This window comes from Neoalteromonas flava (assembly GCF_002807685.1).
Lineage (GTDB): Bacteria > Pseudomonadota > Gammaproteobacteria > Enterobacterales > Alteromonadaceae > Alteromonas_E > Alteromonas_E flava.
Map to the genome: position 1 here is coordinate 598,896 of NZ_PEAX01000003.1, position 22,470 is coordinate 621,365.

Annotated in this window: 19 protein-coding genes; 7 read left to right on the forward strand and 12 right to left on the reverse strand. The window is 44.9% G+C overall.

What is annotated here, in order from left to right; genetic code table 11:
- Positions 1-158: 158 nt before the first annotated feature.
- From CSH92_RS08655 to CSH92_RS08680, 6 genes are all read right to left on the reverse strand, one after another.
- A complete protein-coding gene (locus CSH92_RS08655; RefSeq protein ID WP_100657201.1) occupies positions 159-797 on the reverse strand; it encodes a protein-methionine-sulfoxide reductase heme-binding subunit MsrQ in 639 nt (212 codons plus the stop codon).
- On the reverse strand, positions 797-1,798 hold the full coding sequence (msrP, locus tag CSH92_RS08660) for a protein-methionine-sulfoxide reductase catalytic subunit MsrP (RefSeq protein ID WP_100657202.1): 1,002 nt from the start codon (positions 1,796-1,798) through the stop codon (positions 797-799). Before msrP ends, CSH92_RS08655 begins: the two co-directional genes overlap by 1 nt.
- Positions 1,799-1,883: 85 nt before the next feature.
- Positions 1,884-3,236, reverse strand: coding sequence for an anti-phage deoxyguanosine triphosphatase (locus tag CSH92_RS08665; protein ID WP_100657203.1), 1,353 nt, complete (start codon positions 3,234-3,236; stop codon positions 1,884-1,886).
- Positions 3,237-3,317: 81 nt separating this feature from the next.
- Complete coding sequence (locus CSH92_RS08670) at positions 3,318-3,806, reverse strand: YchJ family protein (protein WP_276307862.1); 489 nt, start codon at positions 3,804-3,806, stop codon at positions 3,318-3,320.
- The gene (gene yfbR / locus CSH92_RS08675) at positions 3,790-4,383 is read right to left on the reverse strand and encodes a 5'-deoxynucleotidase (RefSeq protein ID WP_100657204.1); all 594 of its coding nucleotides are present in this window, start codon (positions 4,381-4,383) and stop codon (positions 3,790-3,792) included. The genes CSH92_RS08670 and yfbR overlap by 17 nt, the downstream gene beginning before the upstream one ends.
- Positions 4,384-4,389: 6 nt before the next feature.
- Positions 4,390-5,607, reverse strand: coding sequence for a pyridoxal phosphate-dependent aminotransferase (locus CSH92_RS08680; protein WP_100657205.1), 1,218 nt, complete (start codon positions 5,605-5,607; stop codon positions 4,390-4,392).
- Positions 5,608-5,769: 162 nt separating this feature from the next.
- On the opposite strand from CSH92_RS08680, the gene CSH92_RS08685 reads away from it, so the two are divergent.
- Together CSH92_RS08685 and CSH92_RS08690 are read left to right on the forward strand one after the other, a co-directional pair.
- Positions 5,770-6,291, forward strand: a complete 522-nt coding sequence (locus CSH92_RS08685) for a C40 family peptidase (protein WP_100657206.1) — start codon at positions 5,770-5,772, stop codon at positions 6,289-6,291.
- 254 nt (positions 6,292-6,545) lie between these two features.
- Positions 6,546-7,340: a DUF2189 domain-containing protein gene (locus CSH92_RS08690; protein ID WP_100657207.1), complete on the forward strand. Its 795-nt coding sequence runs from the start codon at positions 6,546-6,548 to the stop codon at positions 7,338-7,340.
- Between the two features lie 92 nt (positions 7,341-7,432).
- On the opposite strand, the gene CSH92_RS08695 is transcribed toward CSH92_RS08690, so the two are convergent.
- The 5 genes from CSH92_RS08695 to CSH92_RS08715 all read right to left on the reverse strand — a co-directional run bounded on the left by CSH92_RS08695 (position 7,433) and on the right by CSH92_RS08715 (position 16,363).
- Positions 7,433-10,504 carry an efflux RND transporter permease subunit gene (locus tag CSH92_RS08695; protein ID WP_100657208.1) on the reverse strand — a complete coding sequence of 1,024 codons (3,072 nt, stop codon included), beginning with the start codon at positions 10,502-10,504 and terminating at the stop codon, positions 7,433-7,435.
- On the reverse strand, positions 10,497-13,799 hold the full coding sequence (locus CSH92_RS08700; protein WP_100657209.1) for an efflux RND transporter permease subunit: 3,303 nt from the start codon (positions 13,797-13,799) through the stop codon (positions 10,497-10,499). The genes CSH92_RS08695 and CSH92_RS08700 overlap by 8 nt, the downstream gene beginning before the upstream one ends.
- Positions 13,800-13,822: 23 nt before the next feature.
- Entirely contained in the window at positions 13,823-14,917 is a 1,095-nt protein-coding gene (locus CSH92_RS08705; protein WP_100657210.1) for an efflux RND transporter periplasmic adaptor subunit, read from the reverse strand.
- Positions 14,918-15,108: 191 nt separating this feature from the next.
- Positions 15,109-15,513 carry an OsmC family protein gene (locus tag CSH92_RS08710; protein ID WP_100657211.1) on the reverse strand — a complete coding sequence of 135 codons (405 nt, stop codon included), beginning with the start codon at positions 15,511-15,513 and terminating at the stop codon, positions 15,109-15,111.
- Between the two features lie 4 nt (positions 15,514-15,517).
- Positions 15,518-16,363, reverse strand: a complete 846-nt coding sequence (locus CSH92_RS08715; RefSeq protein ID WP_100657212.1) for a CvfB family protein — start codon at positions 16,361-16,363, stop codon at positions 15,518-15,520.
- Positions 16,364-16,448: 85 nt separating this feature from the next.
- On the opposite strand from CSH92_RS08715, the gene CSH92_RS08720 reads away from it, so the two are divergent.
- The 4 genes from CSH92_RS08720 to CSH92_RS08735 are packed head-to-tail and all read left to right on the forward strand — an operon-like array spanning position 16,449 to position 19,706.
- Positions 16,449-17,174: a 5-oxoprolinase subunit PxpA gene (locus CSH92_RS08720; RefSeq protein ID WP_100657213.1), complete on the forward strand. Its 726-nt coding sequence runs from the start codon at positions 16,449-16,451 to the stop codon at positions 17,172-17,174.
- 15 nt (positions 17,175-17,189) lie between these two features.
- Positions 17,190-17,855, forward strand: coding sequence for a 5-oxoprolinase subunit B family protein (locus CSH92_RS08725; protein ID WP_164084697.1), 666 nt, complete (start codon positions 17,190-17,192; stop codon positions 17,853-17,855).
- 7 nt (positions 17,856-17,862) lie between these two features.
- The gene (locus tag CSH92_RS08730) at positions 17,863-18,810 is read left to right on the forward strand and encodes a 5-oxoprolinase subunit C family protein (protein ID WP_100657215.1); all 948 of its coding nucleotides are present in this window, start codon (positions 17,863-17,865) and stop codon (positions 18,808-18,810) included.
- Positions 18,811-18,839: 29 nt separating this feature from the next.
- Positions 18,840-19,706: an aminotransferase class IV gene (locus CSH92_RS08735; RefSeq protein ID WP_100657216.1), complete on the forward strand. Its 867-nt coding sequence runs from the start codon at positions 18,840-18,842 to the stop codon at positions 19,704-19,706.
- A 1-nt stretch (position 19,707) separates the two neighbouring features.
- Here the strand turns inward: CSH92_RS08735 and fur are convergent, their stop codons facing one another.
- A complete protein-coding gene (gene fur / locus CSH92_RS08740; protein WP_100657217.1) occupies positions 19,708-20,136 on the reverse strand; it encodes a ferric iron uptake transcriptional regulator in 429 nt (142 codons plus the stop codon).
- 225 nt (positions 20,137-20,361) lie between these two features.
- On the opposite strand from fur, the gene CSH92_RS08745 reads away from it, so the two are divergent.
- On the forward strand, positions 20,362-22,362 hold the full coding sequence (locus CSH92_RS08745) for a methyl-accepting chemotaxis protein (protein WP_100657218.1): 2,001 nt from the start codon (positions 20,362-20,364) through the stop codon (positions 22,360-22,362).
- Positions 22,363-22,470 lie beyond the last annotated feature (108 nt).

Below are 22,470 nucleotides of genomic sequence, written 5' to 3' on the forward strand. Positions count from 1 at the left end.
TACTCACAATCAATTTGAGGTGTTTTTATTTAGCAATATGGATGATCGCAAATATATGAATATATCTGAAAAATTAAGTTTTGAGATCGTGGTTGTAAAATCCCTTAAATTCAACAGGTTGTGCGGGGTGCAGGCATGATATATGTACTTAAGGTAGGTTAACGCCGTAGATGCTTAAGTAGCTTTTCCCTACGCAGATACAAAAGGGCTGCCACGGCTACAATGTATAATAAGGGTTCGGTAAATCCTGACTTTACCGACCAATAATAGTGGATGACGGCTAACAGAGCAGCAAGATAGACCCAGTTGTGTAACTGTTGCCAAGTTCTACCCATTTTGCGCTTGAGTGTGTTGACTGAAGTAACAGCTAACAGAATTAACAAAAGCCAAGCAACCAAACCTACAGTAATAAAAGGACGCTCGATAATCTCTCTACCAATTAATGTCCATTCAAATTGCAGTTCAAAAGCTACAAAAGTAATAATGTGTAGCGTGGCAAAGAAAAGCGCATACAAACCACTCACACGACGCAAGCTTATCAGCATCCCCATTTTTAACCCTTTAGCCACTGGCGATAGTAGTAAACTAAATAGCAACATATTAACTGCCGAGATACCGCTAAAATGTAAAAGCGCGTCGACTGGATCACCAGGGATCTTATCGTAAATGGCAAGATATAATATATTGCCCAACATGCCTAAACATATACCGTGAATAACCAATTTGAGTACTAGGATGTGAACTGGACTTAACCGAATTGGCGTGCGCTTATTTAGCGCTTTAATTGGAATACTCATCAATAAAACTTGCTCAGATCCATTCCGCTATACAAATCACTGACTTCGGTGTAACCATTGAATGGTAGGGTATCGATACGTGTTTGCGAGAATAAGCCGCCACGTGTAATACGGCGCTCGCGGGCTTGGCTCCAGCGTGGGTGATCAACATTAGGATTAACGTTAGCGTAAAAACCATACTCCTGCGGCGCAAGGCGATTCCACGTAGTAGGGGGCATATAATCAGTTAATTGAATACGTACTATCGACTTTATACTTTTAAATCCGTACTTCCATGGCACTACTAAGCGAATAGGCGCACCATTTTGTGGGGGCAGGGTTTTACCGTAAACGCCGACGGACAATAATGTTAATGGATGGAGTGCTTCATCTAAGCGCAGGCCCTCAACATATGGGTAGTCGATCCCACCTCCGACGAAACGATTCCGTTGTCCTGGCATTTGCTCTGGATCATGTAATGTTTGAAATGCGACAAATTTAGCTGAACTTAAAGGCTGGGCTTGTTGGATAATTTTGCCCAATTCAAAGCCTATCCAGGGGATCACCATTGACCAGGCTTCTACACAACGCAGTCGGTAAATACGTTCTTCTAAGGCATATCGCTTAAATAGATCGTCGTAACTTAGGGTGATTGGTTTTTCTACTAGTCCGTCGATTGTTAATGACCAAGGGTCGACCTTAAAATGTTGTGCGTTCTCGACGGGATCGTCTTTTCCCGTGCCAAACTCATAAAAGTTATTGTAACTGGTCGCCTTGCTTTCCGGCGTTAACTCTTCTGCACTACGGTAATTTTCATTTGCAGTAAAGGAGAGAGCGCGTTGTTTAAATTTTCTGTCTTCATCATCAGAAAACCAATTGATCGCTTGTGCAGACTGACTTAACAGTGCACCAGCACCAACAAATCCCATTTGTTTTAATAAGGTTCTGCGGGATTTATAAACAGCTTCATCAGTGACGACATTCTCACTGAGTGCATACTGTTTGGGCTTTTTGATTAACATATCGACAGCGTCCACTCAAAATCATAGATACGCTATAAGACCTTATTTCGATTGTTTATCTTTCAATAAACCAGCGCTCTACTGATTATAGAGACAAGGTATCGTGGGTTCCGCCACGTTTAGGAACAAACATATTGGAGTACAAGCGGGATGCGAATTCATCGGTCATGCCACTGATATAGTCAGCAAGAACACGGTGCCCAAGCCCGTTTTCTTCCGCCTCACGCCAGCGCTGACGGGTATTGTCTGGCAACAGTCGTTCGGGATCAGAAGCAAATGCTTGAAACAGCTCCATGACGGTTTGTTGCCCCTTGTATTCCAAAAGTTGAACTTCTGGTTTTTGAATAACTTTTAAATAAACGAACTGCTTAAACAAGCCCAATGCTTCGGCATGCTGCGTTGGCATAATGGCATTATAATCGAGTAATTCAGAACTGAAGCAACCTTTACTGGTAAGTGATATTGCAGTTATAAATAAGTTAACTAGCGCGCCAATCGCATTTTTACGTTCAAAGTGTTGACGGCTAAAGAGTTTGAGGGTTAGTTCATCAAATTGGTTTGATAAACCGGGTATATCTAACGCTTCTATTTTTGCTCGCATAAAATTAGTGAAATCGAGCTGATTAACCATACCCATGACAATGGCGTCTTCCAAATCATGAACGCCATATGCAATATCATCAGCCAATTCCATGATCGAACAATCAAGGGATTTATGGATGGTTTTTGCGTGTTGATTGGGTTTCTCTTGAACTTGCATTAATTGATTTTTATCCGCACTAGAAAGAGGCTGTAGTAGCCAGTCAAAAATGGCCTTATCACAATCAAACAACCCTTTAGGTGGGTGCCAATCGCGAGCTTTAACAGTTCTTAGCGCTAATTTGTCGTTTGGCGCTATATTTTTCGTTACGCGTAACCTTGAAATGAAGTGCGGGTATTTCACTAGCCCAAGTATAGTGCGGCGTGACAGATTCATGCCGTGCCATTCGGTGTAGGGCTCCAATTGCGTGACTATGCGGAATGTTTGTCCATTTCCTTCGAATCCGCCATGTGAATCCATCATAAAATTTAGTGCTATTTCACCGCCATGCCCGAAAGGCGGGTGACCAATATCGTGGGCTAAACACAGTGCTTCAATAAGATTACTATCAAGCCCTAATTGTTCAGACTCGGCTGGGTATTTGACCTGAAGTTGGGCGCATATACCGACCCCGATTTGGGCAGCCTCAAGCGAATGGGTTAAGCGGGTTCGGTAGAAATCACTGAGTCCAACCCCTAGTACTTGGGTTTTCGCTTGTAACCGGCGAAAAGCAGCAGAATGCAATATGCGCGCTTTATCACGTTGATATGGACTGCGATGATCGCCATCACGGTTTTCGACTCGTGGTAAACGGCGTTCATGCCATTGTGAACTATCAGCAGTGCAACTATGGGTCACAGAAATTCCTTGGTTTTCGCGTTACCGGACAAGCAAAGGATAATAGAGTGAATATTGTGCAGCAACGGTTAATTGCCTCGATCAGCGCAAACAACACTTCTTAGCTTTCTGTGTGCTGCCACAAGGGCAAGGGTCATTGCGGCCAACCTTGAGCTTACCTGTTGCTGGTAATAATTCTCCATCAAGATATCTCCACTCGTCGTTTTCAAGCACAAACCGTGATCCTTCAGCGAGGCAATAGATATTTTGCTTGTCTTTATAAAAGGCGCTAAATGAAACCTTGCCAGTGCTCAACCCTTGCTCATATTCATGGACAACCAGTCGCAGCCATGTTGTGTTTTGGTTGTCGTTGGCAAGGTCTGAAGCGGAAATACTCGGTCGTGATTGAGTTGCGTAGGTATCGAGCACATAGTCAAACGCTTTTATCGCGTAGGCGGTATAGCGCGATCGCATTAAGGCTTGCGGCGAAGAGGCAGTTGACTTGCCCTCAATCAGTGGTCCGCAGCAAGAGCTGTGGCTCCGGCCAGAGCCACATGGACAAGCTTGTATTGGTTTATTCGGATAGTTCATCAACGCTAACGAGGCATTTGTCTTTAAAGGTCGACAAGAAGAACTCGACTTCAGGCATCGTCTCTACATAGTCTGCTAACATCAACTCGAGACGCTGTTTGACGTGATGAAACTCACGATTTCCAAAGGCAATTTCGTCACACGCTTTGAGATAGGCAGCGATTAGATCTGCGGCTTTAACAATGCGTTTGTACTCAGGATCTACGGCTGATTGAACGATCAGCGGTTTAAACTGAGCTTGTAACTCTTCAGGTAAGGTTTCCAAACACTCCAGTTCAGCAATCTCTTCTAACTTCTTGAATTCTTTAGTTAACTCTGGATTGTGATATTTAGTGACATGATTAATGTCTTGCAGTTTGGTTTCTGAAATCTCGTGATACAGTGCTACGGTTACCGCTTTTTCCGCACTGATTTGTCCGTTGAAATAATGGTTTTTGATCACCGCCAGCAAGTGGGTGATTACCGCCACTTGATGGGAGTGCTCGGCTACGTTTTCATTTTTTACTGAATGCATTAATGCCCAGCGCTTGATAAGCGGCATGCGCAAGATCCAAGCGAGAAAAGTACTTTGTTTCACTTAACGTTAACCTTGTTTGTAATAACTAAAGAAATGCGCCAGGCGGTCCAGAGCTGTATTGAGCTCATCCAAATGCGGCAAGAATACTAATCGAAAGTAAATCCCATCATTAAGATTAAATGCACGCCCGTGAACCAACAGGATCTTTTCGTTATCCAAGAGATCCATAATCATCTGTTCATCATAGGTGATATTAAATTTCTTCGCATCCACTTTAGCAAAACAATACATTGCTCCTTTAGGCACTACGCAGCTAATACCGTCGATGGCATTTAATTTTTGTGCGGCGAGGTCGCGCTGCAATTTTAGGCGGCCTGTATCATGGATTAATTCATTAATGCTCTGGTAACCGCCTAGGGCGGTTTGAATTGCATGTTGACACGGTACATTCGCACACATCCGCATGGATGAAAGAATGGTTAACCCTTCAATATATTCTCGAGCAGCGAGCTTATTGCCACTAACGATCAACCACCCCGCGCGAAATCCTGCTACGCGATAATTTTTCGAAAGTCCACTAAACGTACAAATGACTAGATCATCAGCCATCGCAGCAATACAGTGGTGCTGTGCGTCATCATAGAGAATCTTGTCGTAGATTTCGTCACTGAAAATGACCAAGTTGTATTTGCGAGCCAATGCAATGATTTCGCTCAAAAGCTCTTTACTGTAAACCGCACCAGTAGGATTATTTGGATTAATAAGCACTATGGCCTTGGTGCGCTCAGTGAGCTTGCTTTCGATATCAACAAGGTCAGGGAACCAATCTTGGGCTTCATCACAGCGATAATGTACAGGTGTACCTGATGACAAGCTAACTGCGGCTGTCCATAAGGGATAATCGGGCGCTGGCAACAGCACTTCATCGCCGGTATTTAGTAGGGCTTGCATAGACATCATGATCATTTCACTGACGCCATTCCCAATAAAAACGTCCTCAATTGCTGTGTTTTTCACGCCTTTGGATTGGTAGTACTGCATGACAGCCACTCGGGCCGCATAAATACCGGTGGAGTCAGAGTAACCTTGTGCATTGGGTAAATTACGGATGACGTCCTTTAGAATATCGTCGGGCGCTTCGAAACCAAACGGGGCAGGGTTGCCAATATTCAACTTAAGGATCCGATGTCCTTCATCTTCCAACTTGCGCGCCCGCTCGGCGATCGGACCACGAATGTCATAACAGACATTATCTAACTTCCGCGATTTGCCAACTTTATTCATTAAACTGCCACCTTGAACCAAGGCATCTAGGGTAATACAGGCGGGTAGTTGCTGTTAAGCGATTATTCGGTATCGACGGTAAAAAAACGTTACATTTTCTTGCTTGTATAGTTTTTGTGCAGCACTACACTGTAACTTGGGCACGGTTATTGAGGTTGAAGTATGCCATTACCACTGGTTTGGCTCGGAGCTGGCGCCGCGGCATTGTTAGCGGGCTCAAAGATTAGTCGGGAAATGCAAAAGTCACAGGGGCATATCAATCACTTCCCCGGTGAATGCGCTGTGCCAGTGGCTCCGGCTAATGGCGCAGTAGTGTGCTGTGGTATCTATGAACTATTTCAACACACAGGTATTTGGGTTGACGGCCAAATTGTCGAATTACGCGGCAATGGTCTGATCCGTGCGATCTCACCTGAGCGTTTTTTGCACGAGCGCAGCGGCAACCGCATATACGTCGCCTGTAATCAATCCCACCAGCCGTTTGCCTCTGATGACGCTGCGCAGCGCGCGCTATCCCGAGTGTTCGACTATTCTGAATACGATCTACTGGAGAATAACTGTCACCGCTTTACCTGTGCTTGTGTGGTAGGCGTCGACCATCCCGTTACTCGTTTTGCCGACCTTAATCGCATTTTGAGCGAACAATACGGTTCTGCGCTGTATTGGCAGCCTGCAACATACTAAAGCCAAAAATAGACTTCATACTTACCAATTTTAGCTAGATTCAGAGGCTAAATTAATATCGATTGTCGTTATGCATCGGCATGGTTCTAATCGCTAAAAAAATAGGCTAGCACATAGCAAATCATTGAATGTTAACTATACTTTGTAAAAAAGATGTGAACTAAACTGAGGTTTTAGTGCGTATCTTTTATTAGTGCCAGTGATCAACAGTGATCCTGCTTACACTGTTAGATAGCATTCATAAGGAATCTACTATGTCGCAACACTTTAAAGAAACCCCGCAGAACGCCATTACCGAGAGCAAGATTGCGCGAGTTATTCCGTGCAAAGAACTCGATGTTGGTGACCCGATAAAATGGTTATCGCTAGGGTTAAGAGATTTCTTTAGAACACCAGGTCTAAGCGTGTTTTATGGTGTTTTATTTGCGCTCATACCGTGGTTTATCGCCTATTTAGTGCAATTAACCGGTTGGCACTTAGTGATTTTACCGGCGATTGTGTGCTTTATGTTGATTGGCCCTTTCCTTGCCGCTGGTCTTTACGATGTGAGCTGGGAGTTGGAAAAAGGGCATAAACCTTCATTGCGTCATTCATTGCGCGCAATCACACGAAATGCGGTCAATGAATGGGGCTTTGGGATTTTACTCATGGTGCTAATGATCTTTTGGTTACGTGTGGCAGCATTAATTCACGCGCTGTATCCGTCTTATCTCGACCCAACATTAGAGAACTTGCTGCCGTTTTTGGCGCTTGGTACCGTGGTTGGCGCCGGATTTACCATGCTGGTGTTTTTCATTAGTGCATTTACTCAGCCTATATTGATGGAACGTAAAGTCGATATTGCTACTGCTGTACTGACCAGTATGAATGCAGTTTGGGTGAATAAAGTTCCCATGTTTATTTGGGGCGGAATTATCTTTTCTGCCGTTGCTTTAGGCTTTGTGACTGGTTTCGTCGGGTTCATTTTCCTAATGCCGCTCATTGGTTATGCCAGTTGGCATGCCTATATTGACGCTATAGAAACAAAAGTAGAACGTAAATACGAATAACCTAATTTTTTAGCGATTTAATAAAGAAAAACCCCTGCATACAAGAAGTGAAGGCCTGAGTGCGATAGTCTATCGCACTCAGGCCTTTTATGTTACGCGGTAACCCAACGGCCGACCCACTGACGGCACTGTCGCCACAATTTTGCGTAGTGGAAACGCATCTTCAGCAGCAGTACATACGCAAGCGGAACCAATACCAAGCTGGTGAGCGTTGAGAATATCAGGCCTCCAATGATTGCGATGGCCATTGGTGAATAGGGCGGTCCATCACCACCAATCCGCGTTGTTCCCATCGCTAGAGGCACCAGACCCAATACGGTCGTTGCTACAGTCATCAGGATCGGTCTAACTCGCGAGCTACAGCCTTCGACTACCGCATCAATTAAGCTTGCTCCTTGGTTAATGAGCTGGTTTATCCTATCCACCAATACAATGCCGTTGTTGACGACAATTCCCATAAGGATCAGCATGCCAATCATACCCATCACCGACATCGGTGTACCGGTGAAGAAGAACGCCCAAAATACACCTGTGAATGAAAACAATAGTGAGGTAATGACCGCTGTAGGTAGCAGCAGAGACTCAAACAGAGCTGCCATAACCACGTAGATCATGCATACAGCCAAAAGCATATTCATTTGCATCACCGCTGCTGCTTCGTCTTGGCGGTTAAAGCTGCCATCAAAGGTCCATTGATAACCGGTAGGAAACTCTAGATGAGACATAACACTGGTGATCCGCTCGCGCGCCTGCTCGAGAGTTAACCCTTCATCAAGATTAGCACCAATCGTAATGGCCGTTTGCCGGTAGCTACGGCTAATTTGCGACTGTTGGCGCTGCACGGTAATATCAGCGACCTGATCCAAGGTAACCTGTTGAGTACCATTTCGACGGATCACTAAACCTTTCAGTTTCGCCAACGAACTTTGTAAGTCTTCGCCGTACATCATGCGGATATCTATCTCACCCGATGGGTCATGGCGGAAAGTGCGCAGTGGCGACCCTCGCAGAGCGGTACCCACGATATCAGCGACATCTGCAGTACTTAGTCCTGCTTTAAAGGCTTGATCGCGGTCCACTCTAACTTGTAGTTCTTCACGCATCGAGCCGGTATCAGCTCGCACGTCAGATAGTCCGTCAATCGATGCAAGTACCGGAACTACTTGTTCAGAAAGCGAGAGGAGGCGCTCGGAAGACTCTCCCAATAACGTTAGTCTGACCCCACCACCATTGTCGGTATCCCATTGGAATGAGGGGCGAGCACGCACGAATGAAGGCATTTCATCTCTGATCATTTTCTTTAAATCAGCAACGGAGATTGGTAAATCCTCATTCAGGGTGATACCCGATACGGCATGCCCCGGATTATAGTAGGTATAGACTTGTTTAATATGGAAGCGCTCTTGATTGGCATACAAGTACTCTTCCATTTTATTCACTGTTTTCTCAACCTCTTCAAGGCGGTAATTGGTTTGCATATGATAATTCAACCAAATACGCTCTTGATTATTGTTACCATCGCCATCTTGGGTGACAAACTGCATTGGAATCGCTGTACTGACTAAAATCATCACGGCAATCAATGAGGCTTTACCTGGATTGCCCAAGGTCCATTGCAGGCTCTTACGATAAAATGCCAGTGCTTTACCAGAACCTTGCTGTGTAGGCTTTTTCGCTGGCTGCTTTATTTTACTAGCCAGTAACGGGATCAAGGTTTGTGCGATCAACAGAGAGGCAAATAAGGAAATACAAATCGCAATCGCGACGTGCTCTAAGAACACGGTAACGTCAATTTTAACGCCCACAATATTGGGTAAAAAGACGATTGCAGTTGTGGCTGTGCCGGCAATGACAGCTAGGCTTACTTTACCCACGCCTTTTTCTGTGGCTTTATTAGTATCTTTCTCAGTTTCTTTTTCTTGAAAAATACTCTCTGTCACCACTACGGCGTTATCAACAAGCATACCGACCGCTAACATCAACCCCATCAGCGATAGAATATTCAGTGAATAACCAAACAAATACATCATGCCAAGCGTTATGCAAATAGAGAAGGGGACCGACAATACGACAACCAATGTCGTGGTAATTTGCCGCAAGAACACAAACAAGATTGCGATGGATAAAGCGGCTCCCAGTAGCCCAGCGGCAATCAAATCACTGAGTGATTCGGTTACGCTTGCAGCAATGTCATCCATAACAAAAAGACTTATACCATTGAATGCAGGATCAGTTTTTGCTTGATCAATTACCTGCATGACGCGCTCTGATACTTCAACAAGGTTACTGCCTGATTCTCGATAAATGTTGAAGCCAACCGCGTAGGTGCGGTCCAAATGTCGACCTTCATTGCGCTCAGGTGTCTCGTAGCCAACCGTAGCGATATCGCTCAAACGGACGCTGTTTTGCACCATCAAATCACGAATATCATCGAGACTCCTAAAGTCGCCTTGCGGCATTAATGTGATTTTTTGCCCTTGATCGTAGAAGTAGCCTGCATTAATCGAAAAGTTAGCGTTGCGCAACGCTTCAGATAGTTGATTGGCGTCTACATTTAATGCAGCAACGCGTTCCGGGTCAATGCGTACGACAATATGTTTTTTAAGCACACCGTACAGTTCAACTTTAGACACGCCAGGAACACGCTCAATGGGGCGTTTTAGGTTACGATCAAGAAGGTCGTAAGCATTTGATAGGTCGCGCTCACTGGATACCCGTAATTGGAAAATTGGCATATCGTTAGTATTAAATTTAAATACTAGGATCCGGTCCACGTCATTAGGCAATAAATGGCGAATAGCGTCGATTTTTTCGCGCGCCTCGATGCTTTTTGCTTTGATGTTTTCATCCCAAGCAAACTCCATGAAAATCTCAGCGCGATCTTCAAAGCTATTCGCAAACATCCGTTTTATACCCGACATGGTTGCTACTGCTTCTTCCACTGGCCGCGTTATCATGCGCTCGGTTTCTGCTGGTGTTGAGTCACGATAGGGGATTTGAATAACCATTTGCGGAATATCAATTCCAGGGAATTTTTCCAATGGCAGTAAGCGGCCCGCAATCGCTCCAAAAATCAGTAACGTCACGAAAACCATGCATACGGTAACTGGGCGGCGCATGGCGAAACGGGCCAGCGCTGCTCCTGCAACTTCAAACTTATCCATACACTGGCTCCTCAGGCTGAGTTGAACTGGTCAGTTGATCCGCCGACTTTGGCGTAAACTGCTTGCGTTCAAACAGACTGTACATAACGGGGAGTAGAACTAACGTCAGTACAGACGAGAACAACAGGCCAAAAATAACGGTTATTGCCATTGGGGTGCGCACTTCAGCACCTTCACCCATACCTAAAGCCATGGGTAGCAAACCAAGGATTGTAGTCAATGTTGTCATCACAATTGGGCGCAAACGTTGCAACGCTGCAGCTTTGATAGCAGCGGTTTTCTCTTGACCCTCTTCACGCAATTGATTGATCCGATCAATAAGCACTATTGCGTTATTTACGACGATACCAGCGAGCATGATTAAGCCAATAAACACGACCACGCTGACGGTCGTTCCTGTCATCCATAGTCCGTAGATTGATCCAGCTCCTGCTAAAGGAACGGCCATCAAGATAAGAAGCGGTTGGAACAAAGATTCAAACTGACACGCCATGACTAAGTAAACGAGAAACACAGCCAATGCCAATGCGAGTTGCAAACTAGTGAAACTGGCTTGCATATCTTCATTTTGCCCCGCGATACGAGCGGTAATACCTACTGGTAGCTGATATTGATCGACGATCGCTTGAGCCGCAACTACCCCTTGTTTAATATCACCGAAGGCTAGGTTAGCGCTAATAACGGCAACGCGTTGTTGACCAATCCGGGTAATCTCGCTGGGGCCGGTTTCCATGTTTAGGTTAGCTACTGCACTTAATGGTAAAGGCTGTGCTGCGTTCGGGTTAACGATAATGTTGCCAATATCGGTTAAGTTGTCGCGCTGCTGTTCGGCTGTGCGTACTAACACATCAACCTTGCGATCGTCGATGGAAAACTGGGTTGCAATATCACCACCGACTTTAGCTGCAATCAATTGCGCTACCGAGGCCGCGTCTAACCCCAATTGGTTCAGTTGAGAATGATTAAAATCAATCGCTAACTCCGGATTGCCCGGCCGTAACGATGTGTTGATATCGGTAAAGCGCGATTCTGCATTAAACTGCTCAATCAATGCTTGCGCATGCCGTTGCAGTGTCGCTAAATCATAGCCGTTTAATTCAACTTGAATTGGTGCTGCAAAACTAAACAATTCAGGATAAGCAAAATTTGTTGTCACACCCGGTAATTTACTCGCATGCGCTCTGATTGCCTCCATAGCCGCATCAACATCGCTTTGCTCGCTACCAGCAGTCATTACAATGTTTACTTTGCCCCAGTGATCGCCGCCTTGAGATGGTGCGGCTGACACTAAGCTGCCGGTTCCTGCAAGTGAGTAGGTGCGCTCCACAGATGCTAATGATTGCGCAAAGGTAGCTATATTCGTCAAAGTTGCATCGGTTTTCGCCAGTTGGGTACCTGCAGGGAGGTTTATTTCAACAAAAAACTCATTTTGCGCCATGCGTGGGATTAACTCCATACCTAAGCGCGGTACCAGTAGAACTGCGGCAAGTGCCACGCTTACGATTACCGCAAACGTAGCCACACGTGCTTGCAAGGCCATGGAAAGTATATGGGTATACATTGACTGTAAGCCTGTAAAAACCCCATTAAAGAGCATGACAAATGGCTTGAAACACCAATAAAGTCCTTTGCTCAACAAGCGCCAGACAAAAACCAGTGCCACCATAATGGCGCCAGGTATTACAACAAAGCACATCTTACCAACAAGTTTGAAGGGTAGCCCAAGGAACCCAACGATTTTGCGCCATCCGCGTGGCGCGGGTTGTGGTTCTTCAGGGGCTGAGAAATCTTGTTCAAAAGCGATGTTCTTGCCACTGGAACGACTAGCAAGCATCGGGATCAAGGTGAGTGCAACAATTAATGAGGCAAGTAGAGCAAAAGTCACAGTTAAGGCTTGGTCGCGAAACAATTGCCCGGCAATACCTTCAACAAAGACCAGCGGAAAGAAGACTGCCATTGTGGTTAGTGTAGAGGCAGTTATCGCACTGGCGACCTGTTTAGTACCATGTTTTGCTGCATCTTGAGCATTAGCACCTTGCTGCTTTTCACGGTCAATGTTTTCCAGCACGACAATACTATTGTCGACCAACAAACCTATGGCAAGCGCAATACCACCAAGACTCATTATGTTCAGTGATATGTCATTACCGTACATCAGATTAAAAGTGGCAATGATTGAAACAGGTATTGATATTGAAATGATTAAGGTTGGCCAGAACGAGCGTAAGAATAAATAAATGATGACCATGGCCAACAGACCACCAACTAAGCCTGCGGATTTTACGTCGCTAATGGCTTGCGAAATGAATTCACTCTGGTCATAGATTTTATCCAACGAGTAGCTTGCAGGTAATTGTTGTTGAATAGAGCCAAGTGCTTGTTGGATGCGTTCTGCAACGGCAACGCTATTGGCATCACCTTCTTTGTAAATCGCAATTTCACTGCCTTGTAAGCCATTAAAGCGGGTGGCTGAATCCTGTTCTTTGTATGCTTGGCGCACAGTTGCGATATCACTAAGGCGAATATTCCTGCCATTGCGGGTGGCGATAAACAGTTCCGCAATATCGTCGATCGATTCAAATTGATTGACTGTACGCACCAAAAACGCTTGAGCGCCATCATTAATACGGCCACCGGCAGTATTTACGTTTTCACGTTTTAAGCGATCAACAACGGTGCTCAATGGAATGTCTAATTGACTAGCGCGAGTTTGATCCACCTGAATATGAATTTCATCTTCTAAACCACCGCCAATGCGCACACTGGCAACCCCTTCTATAGATTCTAAGCGACGTTTAATTTGTTCTTCCGCGTAGATCCTCAGTTGCTTGAGTTGGTCCGTAGTGGTTTGCTGACCCGCTTGTTGAAATCCGAGGCCAAGCTTAACAATCGGGTCAAGGGTAGGGTTGAAGCGCAACAAACGTGGTTTATCCACGTCTAAGGGAAGTAACAAGACATCCAGTTTTTCGCGCACTTCAAGGCTTGCGAAGTCCATGTCTGTACCCCAGTTAAACTCAATCACGACATCTGATTGCTCTGGTCTCGACGTACTGGTAATTTTGCGGATCCCTTTCACTACACCAATACTTTCTTCAATGGGTTTGGATACTAACTGTTCTACTTCTACCGGCGCCGCACCATCATAGTCAGTTCTAACTGTTAGAGTGGGGTAGGATAATTCGGGTAACAAACTCACTGACAATCGGGATAACGACACCATACCGAAAAGTAATATGGCGAATGTGAACATGCTGATTGCAACTGGGCGTTTTACCGCTAGATCTACAATTTTCATAATCGTTCCTTAATACTTGGTACTTAACCCAAATCGTCAGCAATCACTTCTACAGGTGACTGGTCCTTAAGATTATGATGGCCGGCGGTAACCACTTGTTCATTACCTTCTAGTCCTTCCAAAATTTCGACATATTCTGAATTCTGAAAACCTGTAGTCACAGCGACTTTCTTAGCAATACCATCGGCAATAACAAACACACTGTCTTTATTGTCAATTGACAATAAAGCGCGGCGAGGGATCAGCGTGGTATCGTTGTGGGTGGCGTATTCGAGTTCAACTTCAGCAAACATGCCGGCAAGCAGAATGTTGTCTGGGTTAGGAACCCGCAGAGTAACTTTAAACGTTCCGGTTTTCGCATCGATCACTGGACTGACACGCTCGACAAATGCGTTAACCGCACGGTCACCAATAGCTGCAATAGTCAGTGCCGCGGGTTGATTAACTTTAATGTTGGCTAACTCTTTTTCCGGCAAGTGAACAACACCTTGTAATTCACGCTGTTGCACGATATGGAACATACGTTCACGTTGAAAACTCTCGGTTAAGTTACCTACCTTGGCGTTTCTTTCCGCAATGAAGCCACTGATTGGAGCAACGATAGTGGCTTCTTTCAGATCAAGTTCGGCGATAGCCAGAGAAGCCTTCGCAGATGCATGTTGAGCTGTTAATTTATCGTAGACATCATCACTGACTAGCTTTTGCGAATAAACTTTGTTGATTTTGGCGAGCTCTTTTTCAATACCTTGTAACTCAGCTTGCGCTTTTTGAAGGTTCAATTCGTAACGTTGCGCATCCAAGCGCGCTAAAACTTGACCCTTTTCAACAAAGTCGCCTTCCTCAACATAAATAGCGTCGATGATGCCTGATGCTCGAGCAACTACGAAGGCTTCCTCCTTGGCTTCAAGCACAGCCGTCGTCGCGTAATGTGAGCTGATATCACCAGCTCCAGCATGCGCAGCCTCAACTGGTATGGCAACTACGGTTTCTTCAGCAGTAATATCAGTAGGAGCGCTTGCACCAGCATCACCACAGCCAGTCAGTGGACCTACAGAGAGAGCAATGGCGCACAATAGTGCAGAGGTTTTAAGCGGAGTAAAGAATGTTTTAGCGTTCATAAGTGAGTGTCCATTAGGTTTTACTCACTGTAGAGCATCAGCTATGCCAGTTCTGCAGGTGGAAATAAAATCCAATAAATACAATCACATAGCATTTAATTGGTCAGAGTGGTGAATAACTAAACAAGTAATGGTGGCGATTTTCACTAAATCATGAAAATCACCACTATTATTTGGCTTAAATAACAAAGCTATGCGCTAGGATGCTTAATTTCAAAGCTAGTTGTAATGTTTACTGCACCATCAAGCATGAGCATAACGCTACAATATTTCTCAGCGGATAATTGCACTGCACGTGCAAGCTGTTTTTCTTTAATGTCATTGCCGCTTACTACGTAATGCGCATGAATAGTTTCAAACACGCGCGGAGGATTTGCAGCGCGTTGTGCAGATAACTCGCAGTAGCACTCGTCAATGTCTTGTCGAGCTTTACGTAAAATCTCGACCACATCAACAGACGAACATGCTCCCGCAGCAACCAGGACTGACTCCATCGGTGATATAGCCTGCTTATCACCATCCATGACTACTTCATAACCTGAATCGGTTTTGCCTTTAAAAGAAAGTCCCCCTTGCCAGGTAACCGTTGCTTTCATCCTATTACTCCACTAGTTTAATGCTGTCTTTACTGAGCAAAATTCGTTTCTCTTTATATAGTTTGCCAATAACCTTTTTGTAAGCGCCCTTGCTTACGCCAAAGAGGGCGTAAATTTCCTCTGGGCTACTTTTATCGGTAACGGTTAAAAGACCACCAAAATTTTTCAATTCATCCAATATTTGCTGCTCAAGAGAAATACGCCCTTGTTTACTATCACTGAGCATGGTGATATCGACTTTACCATCACTGCGAATTTGTTTAATAAATGCGTTGATCGTATCTCCCGTGTGGAGCTTTTTGACCGCGTCTGAATGAAACAATAAACCAAGGAAAGTATTATTAATCAGAACTTTATAACCGAGGTCGGTTTTAGCGTAAACAATTGCAGACACTGCCTGTTGCGGTGTGAATTTATCCTGTTCACGTAGCTTTTCTGGATAAAAGTAATGCAATCGAGTGCTTCCCAATACACGTTGACTCTTATCGTCATAATAGACATAGACTAAATACTGCATTCCCTCTGCAATTGGGCGCTCTTGGTCTTTTTTAAGAACGAGTAGATCACGTTCAAGTCCCCAATCAAAGAATGCGCCAAACTCGGTCACGCCCCTTGTGGTCAATAGCGCGATATCACCCACACAAACCTTGGGAATTTGCGTATTAGCAGATAACTGGCCGTTTTCATCTGGGGCAACAAAGACGGTAACTTCATCACCTTCTTTTAACTTTTGCGGAGTGCATACCGTGGGAAGCATTACCTCTTGATCATCTTCTTGGTGTGCTAAAACATATGCAAATGGCATTATGTCAGTAACGGTTAAGCGATTAGTTTTGCCGATCTGGATCATTCTTTAACTGTTTTGAATGTGTCATCATAGTATTGTACGCATAGTCGCAGTAAAGCAGAACTGTATTTAGAGGATATTCATCGATATGCATTTAAATTGTGATCTTGGGGAAGATTATGGTGCGTGGAAAATGCCCGTTGATGAGCAGATCATGCAATATATTGATCAAGCCAATATTGCTTGTGGTTTCCACGCTGGTGATCCCTTAGTTATCAAGCGTACAATTCAGCAAGCATTAGCCCACAAGGTTGCTATTGGCGCACATCCGTCGTATCCAGATCGACTTGGTTTTGGACGTAGAAGCATGAAGGTGGCACACGCGGAACTTGTCGCCATGATCCAATATCAAGTGGCTGCATTACAGTCAATGTGCCGATTAGCGGGAACTGAGCTTACGTATGTTAAACCTCACGGTGCTTTGTACAATGATTTTACGGTGGATGCGAATGTGCGCAGAGCCACTATGGAGGCAGTGAGCGCTTTTGGCACATTGCGCTTAATGGTGCAGGGAACGGGTGGAGAACGACAACAAACTTTCACTCGTGAAAGTCACGAATTTGGACTCTCGCTTATTTTTGAAGGGTTCATTGATCGCCGCTATCAGCCAGACGGAACGCTTACCCCACGGTCACAGCCTGGCGCAGTGTTATCCTTTGATGAAGCGTTAGAGCAGGCTAAGTTGTTAATTGAGCAACATCGGGTCGTAACCAGCAATTCGAAGTCCATAGATGTGCCGGTAACCAGTCTTTGTATTCATGGTGATAATCCAGAAAGTACGGCGCTTGCCAGTGCTGTGCGGCATATGCTCTAGTCATTGGGGGGCACCGTGCTAAACCTAGATGCCAGTTGGAACATTCGTAATTATCAATTTTGCGGCGAAAACGGTTTGCTGTTGTATTTTGCCGGCGCAAGTTTAGCTAAACAAAATACCCATGTTACTCAATGCTTTCACTTCTTAAGCAAAAACGTCCCGGATTGGGTAACAGATTTAGTGCCGAGTTTTGATAGCTTATTGGTGGTTTTCGATACTGCTTATGCTGATCATTATGCAGCGCTGCAGTTACTGTGCAGAACTCAGCAACAAGGCTCAGTCGAAACTACAAAACGGGAGTATCAGGTTGCAGTGAAATACTCTTTGGCACCGGACTATGATCTAACTGAATTGGCAAAATCCCTTAACGTTTTGCCGCAACGTATTGTTGAACTACATTGTGCTCAACCTTTGCGAGTTTATGCAATTGGCTTTGCTCCAGGCTTCGCCTATTTAGGTGAGCTTCCTGACAATCTCCAAGTTAGCCGACGCCCCTCGCCGCGCACTCACGTGCCCGCAGGAGCAGTCGCTATCGCTGACAGTTATTCTGCTGTGTATCCTGCGGTTTCTCCCGGAGGCTGGAATTTACTCGGGCAAGTTGCAGATTTAGCTGAGTTTCAACAGTTAAAACTTCAGGTTGGTGATAGCGTGCAGTTTTATCCAGATAGCATTGAGAGTTAAACGTTCTATGGCCCTGCAAATTACTGAAGTACCGTTGCAAGCGCTATTGATCGATGCTGGCCGCAGGCGTCAACAGCACCTTGGAGCAACCGTCAGCGGCCCAATGGATTGGTTCGCCTTCGAGGTTAATCGATGCCTACTTAGATTACCCCATAAAACAACTCAGATTGAGTTGCATCAGGGCAGATTTAGCGCCATTGTCACCTCCGATACTTGGATTTGCGCAGCAGGTAAAGAAGCCTCATTAACAATAAACCAACAGCCTAGTGCTTGCCTGCAAGCGCATAGGGTCAAACAAGGTGATGTTATCACTGTGGAATCCCCGACACGTATCGCTTATTTCGCCCTTTCTGGCGTTATTAAGTGTTGCTTTGCGTATGGTAGCCAGTCATGTGTGGTGCGAGAACACGCGGGCGGAATTGATGGTAGTGGAAGTGCATTGGCGGTGGGAGACGAATTGCATTGGCAGGCACTCAAAACCAGTCCAAATCCACTTGAACCGTTGAAGTTAGGACGGTTACAACAATTATGTCAACAAATCTATGCTAAGCGGTCTATTGGGGTCACCGCTGGACCCCAAAGAAACCGATTTTCACGCTGTGAATGGTTACGTTTTTTAACCGGTGAGTATGCGGTAAGTGGACAACGTAGCCGCATGGGATATCGTATAAGCGGGCCCCTAATCTGCGCTAGCAATTATGCCATGCGGTCTGAGCCACTTATTATGGGGACGATCCAAGTACCGGCTGATGGTCAACCCATAGTTATGATGGCTGATCATCAAACCCTGGGCGGTTACCCGAAAATAGCGCAAATTGTGCGCAGTGATTTACCGTTAGTGGCGCAATCTGCAACTAACGAGTCGATTTCTTTCACCGAGGTCGATCCGGCAATTGCATCTTTTAATTATCACCGTATATTGAATCAGCTAGCGGAAATCACCGCCCCGAACTAACAACAACCTTAAATAAATTGAGAGCCTGCATGAGTATTGCCTATTTAAATGGAACTTATTTACCCCTGGAAGACGCGCGAATATCTCCTTTAGACCGCGGGTTTTTATTTGGTGACGGGATTTATGAGGTGATCCCTAGTTATGCCGGCAGGATTGTAGGTGGTCGTTTGCACAAGGAGCGTTTGGAAAACGGATTAGAAGCGATTGGAATAACCGTTTCAGCACCTGATAATGAGTGGCTAACGATAGTTCAGTCGCTATTGGAAAAGAACCAAAATACGTTCCCGTCTGGCAACATTGGTGTATACCTGCACGTCAGTCGTGGAGCGGATATTAAACGTTTTCACGCCTATCCAGCGAACGTAACACCAACGGTTTTTGCTTTTGCATTTGAAATTGCAGCATCAAAGCCGGCTGATAGAACCCAGACGCAAGGGCTTAAGGTGATGCTGCAAGAAGATTTACGCTGGCGCCGCTGTCACATCAAATCTACTTCACTGTTAGGCAATGTTATGCATTTTCAGCAAAGTCAGGAAGGCGGCGTTAACGAAACAATATTGTTTAATCAACAGGGATATATCACCGAAGCTAGTGTATGCAATGTGTTTGCTGTAATAAATAATGAAGTCGTTACCCCTCCGCTAGATAACCAACTTTTGCCGGGGATCACGCGTCATTTGGTTATCACCAGTTTAACAGCAGAGGGTATTCAGGTGCATGAACGGCCTATCCAGCGTGACGAGTTACTCAATGCCAGTGAAGTTTGGTTAACCAGCTCAAGCAAAGAAATTGCGCCTGTAATTGAAATTGAGGGGAAACCTGTCGGTAATGGCAAGGTTGGAGGTATGTGGGAGCGCGCGTTAACATGCTATCACGCCCACAAGTTCGCTTTATAGTTTAGTCGCTACTGGAGTCACAATTAGGGTCATTGCACTCACCATACAGGTATAGACTGTGGTGGGTGAGGGACATATTATTCTGTTTAGCGACTTCTTCTTGGCGTTTTTCAATGATGTCGTCTTCAAATTCCACCACTTTTCCACACCGTAGGCAAACTAGATGGTCGTGGTGTTTCTTGTGACTGATTTCAAATACCGACTTACCGCCTTCGAAATGATGGCGGTTTAAAATACCTGCATCGTCGAATTGGTTAAGTACCCGGTAGACGGTTGCTAATCCAATCTCTTCACCTTGTTCGATCAGGATCTTGTATACGTCCTCTGCACTGATGTGCTGATTATCGGGCCCTTGCAGAATTTCTAAGATCTTTAAGCGCGGTAAGGTGACTTTCAATCCAGCTTTTTTCAGTTCTTTATTTTGATCCATCGTTCTTTTTTTGCGCTTTTGAATGAGCGTCATTATAGGGGAGTTATCAAGTTTTAAAAGTATTAAACGATAAATTGATAGGTAGACATTTTTTATGCGGTTGAAAATGAATGAACTACACTAAAGGAAGATGCTTAGACTGGTACGATGACAATTGCATAGCAATGTCAATTATGTAACGCTTGGCGCAGTAAGTTGCCTGAATAATAAATAGAATATTGCACAATGAAGTTAACGGTTATTCATAAAATTGTACTGGGTTTCCTAGCCTTGGGGATCTTGTTGTTGCTTACTAGTTTTCTGAGCTATTTAGGGCTATTGGATATCAGTCGGTCAGCTGAATCTGTGGTCAAAGAAAAAATGCCCGTACAGGCTAAAGTAATTGAGATCCAAGCGAGTACGCTTAAGTTAGCGAATATTACCACTAATGCCTTCCATGAAAGCTCCCTTGCGGCATTGGCGCAGAATAATAATACGTTTGTGCAAAGCAAATCACAGTTTGATTCAGTTTTCACAGAGCTCACGGCACTTTTGAGTGATAGCGAGGCACAGTCCTTAGCCGCCAACTCAACTTTCTTGCAACACAGCGAACATATGTATGAAGCGCGTAGTCGGCATTTGCAGTTGCGTAACGAGATTGTTGCCCTTGGCGATGAAGTATTAGCCTATGCTGACGAAGCGAGCGCACTTATGCTCGATTTGTCCTATTTAAGTGGCAATGATCCTGGCTTACCGACGCTGATTGGTGCTGGTACTGGTATTGACAACAAACTTGCGACAATGCTTGGAGCGATTAAGGAGTTGGTGAATTCGAACGACCCTGAAGTCAGTGAGCGGATCATTGGGGATCTTGAATATTCAATTAGCAATATTCAAGTGGACAAGGATTATATCAATCGCTTAGCTGAGACGATTGATGACGAAGGGCTAGTGGAACTGTTTAATGAACAGTTTGAAAGTTTGAAGCCCGCGTTGGAAGGTGAAGATGGCTTATTTGCTAAGCAGCGTGAAAAATTGGCAGCAATCGCTGAAGCGCAAAAGGCCTTTGACGACGCTCGCAGTGCGCTGGATAAAGGGTTATTGAGCATTGAAGCATTATTTGCGGATATCAACTCGGATACGTTACGTGGACAGAATGATATTCTTGATAATGTAGGATTTAATGTAACTAAGAGTGTGGTTATCAGCCTTGTTGGATTAGGCGCAGTCATTGTTTTAGCTGTGTTAGCGACGCGCAGTATTTCAGTACCACTGAAGAACATCAATATTGGCTTGAATAAACTTATCGAGGGCGACTTAACCACTAAACTTGATGACGCGGGGCACAGTGAGTTCGATAAATTAGCCAGTAAGGTGAATGAGCTTTCTGGTAGTCTGCGTACTTTGGTGGGAAACATTTTGGAACAAGAGGTGGCACTGGACGATGTCACCCGACGCAGCAGTGAAATGTCACGCCAAAGCCTCAAACAAGTTGATCAGCAACGCAGCAAAATCCAGGCGACCAGTCATAATACAGCGGAAGTCAGGCATAAAAGCCAAAGCAATTTGCTGCAAGTCGAAGATTCACTAACGCAACTTAAGATGGCCAGTGAACAGAGCCACAGAGTGATTAAATTGTTGGATGAGAGTCGTCAGCAAGTAACATCGCAGGCACAACAAGCAGAGCAGTCTGAACGTATCATTGCCCGCTTAGACGAAAATAGTCGCAATATTGGAAGTATTCTGGATGTGATCAAAACGATTGCTGAACAAACGAATTTGCTCGCTTTGAATGCGGCAATTGAGGCCGCTCGTGCTGGCGAACAAGGGCGAGGGTTCGCTGTTGTGGCCGATGAAGTAAGAACGCTTGCTAATCGGACACATGATTCTACAGAAGAGATTGAAAAAATGATTGGCTCGCTGCAAGAAGATGCTAATCAAGCGGTTAAAGCCATCAGTGAGGGCAAAAATCGGGCAAACGAAAGTGTACAGGTTACTCAGTTGGTTAACGAGCAGGTCGGTGAAATAACCCGCTTAGTAATGCAAGTAGCTAAAATCAATGACCAAATTGTTAGTGATACCAAAGAGCAAGATGTATTGCTCGAACAGGCAGCAATGAGCTTGGAAGAAATCGTTAAGCTTGCTGAACAAGCCGCAGCGAGTACGCACAAATCCTCAGAAGTGACAGGTGAGATAGAAGCGCAAATGAATAGCCTGAAACAGGCGGTAGAACAATTTAAGGTTTAGCTGCCTCAATCAATTCCTTTTCGTCATTGCGAAGAGCTGGATTGATAGATAAATACCTTTTTCAACAAAGCCCACACAAGTGGGCTTTTTTGATTATGGGCTTTAGGG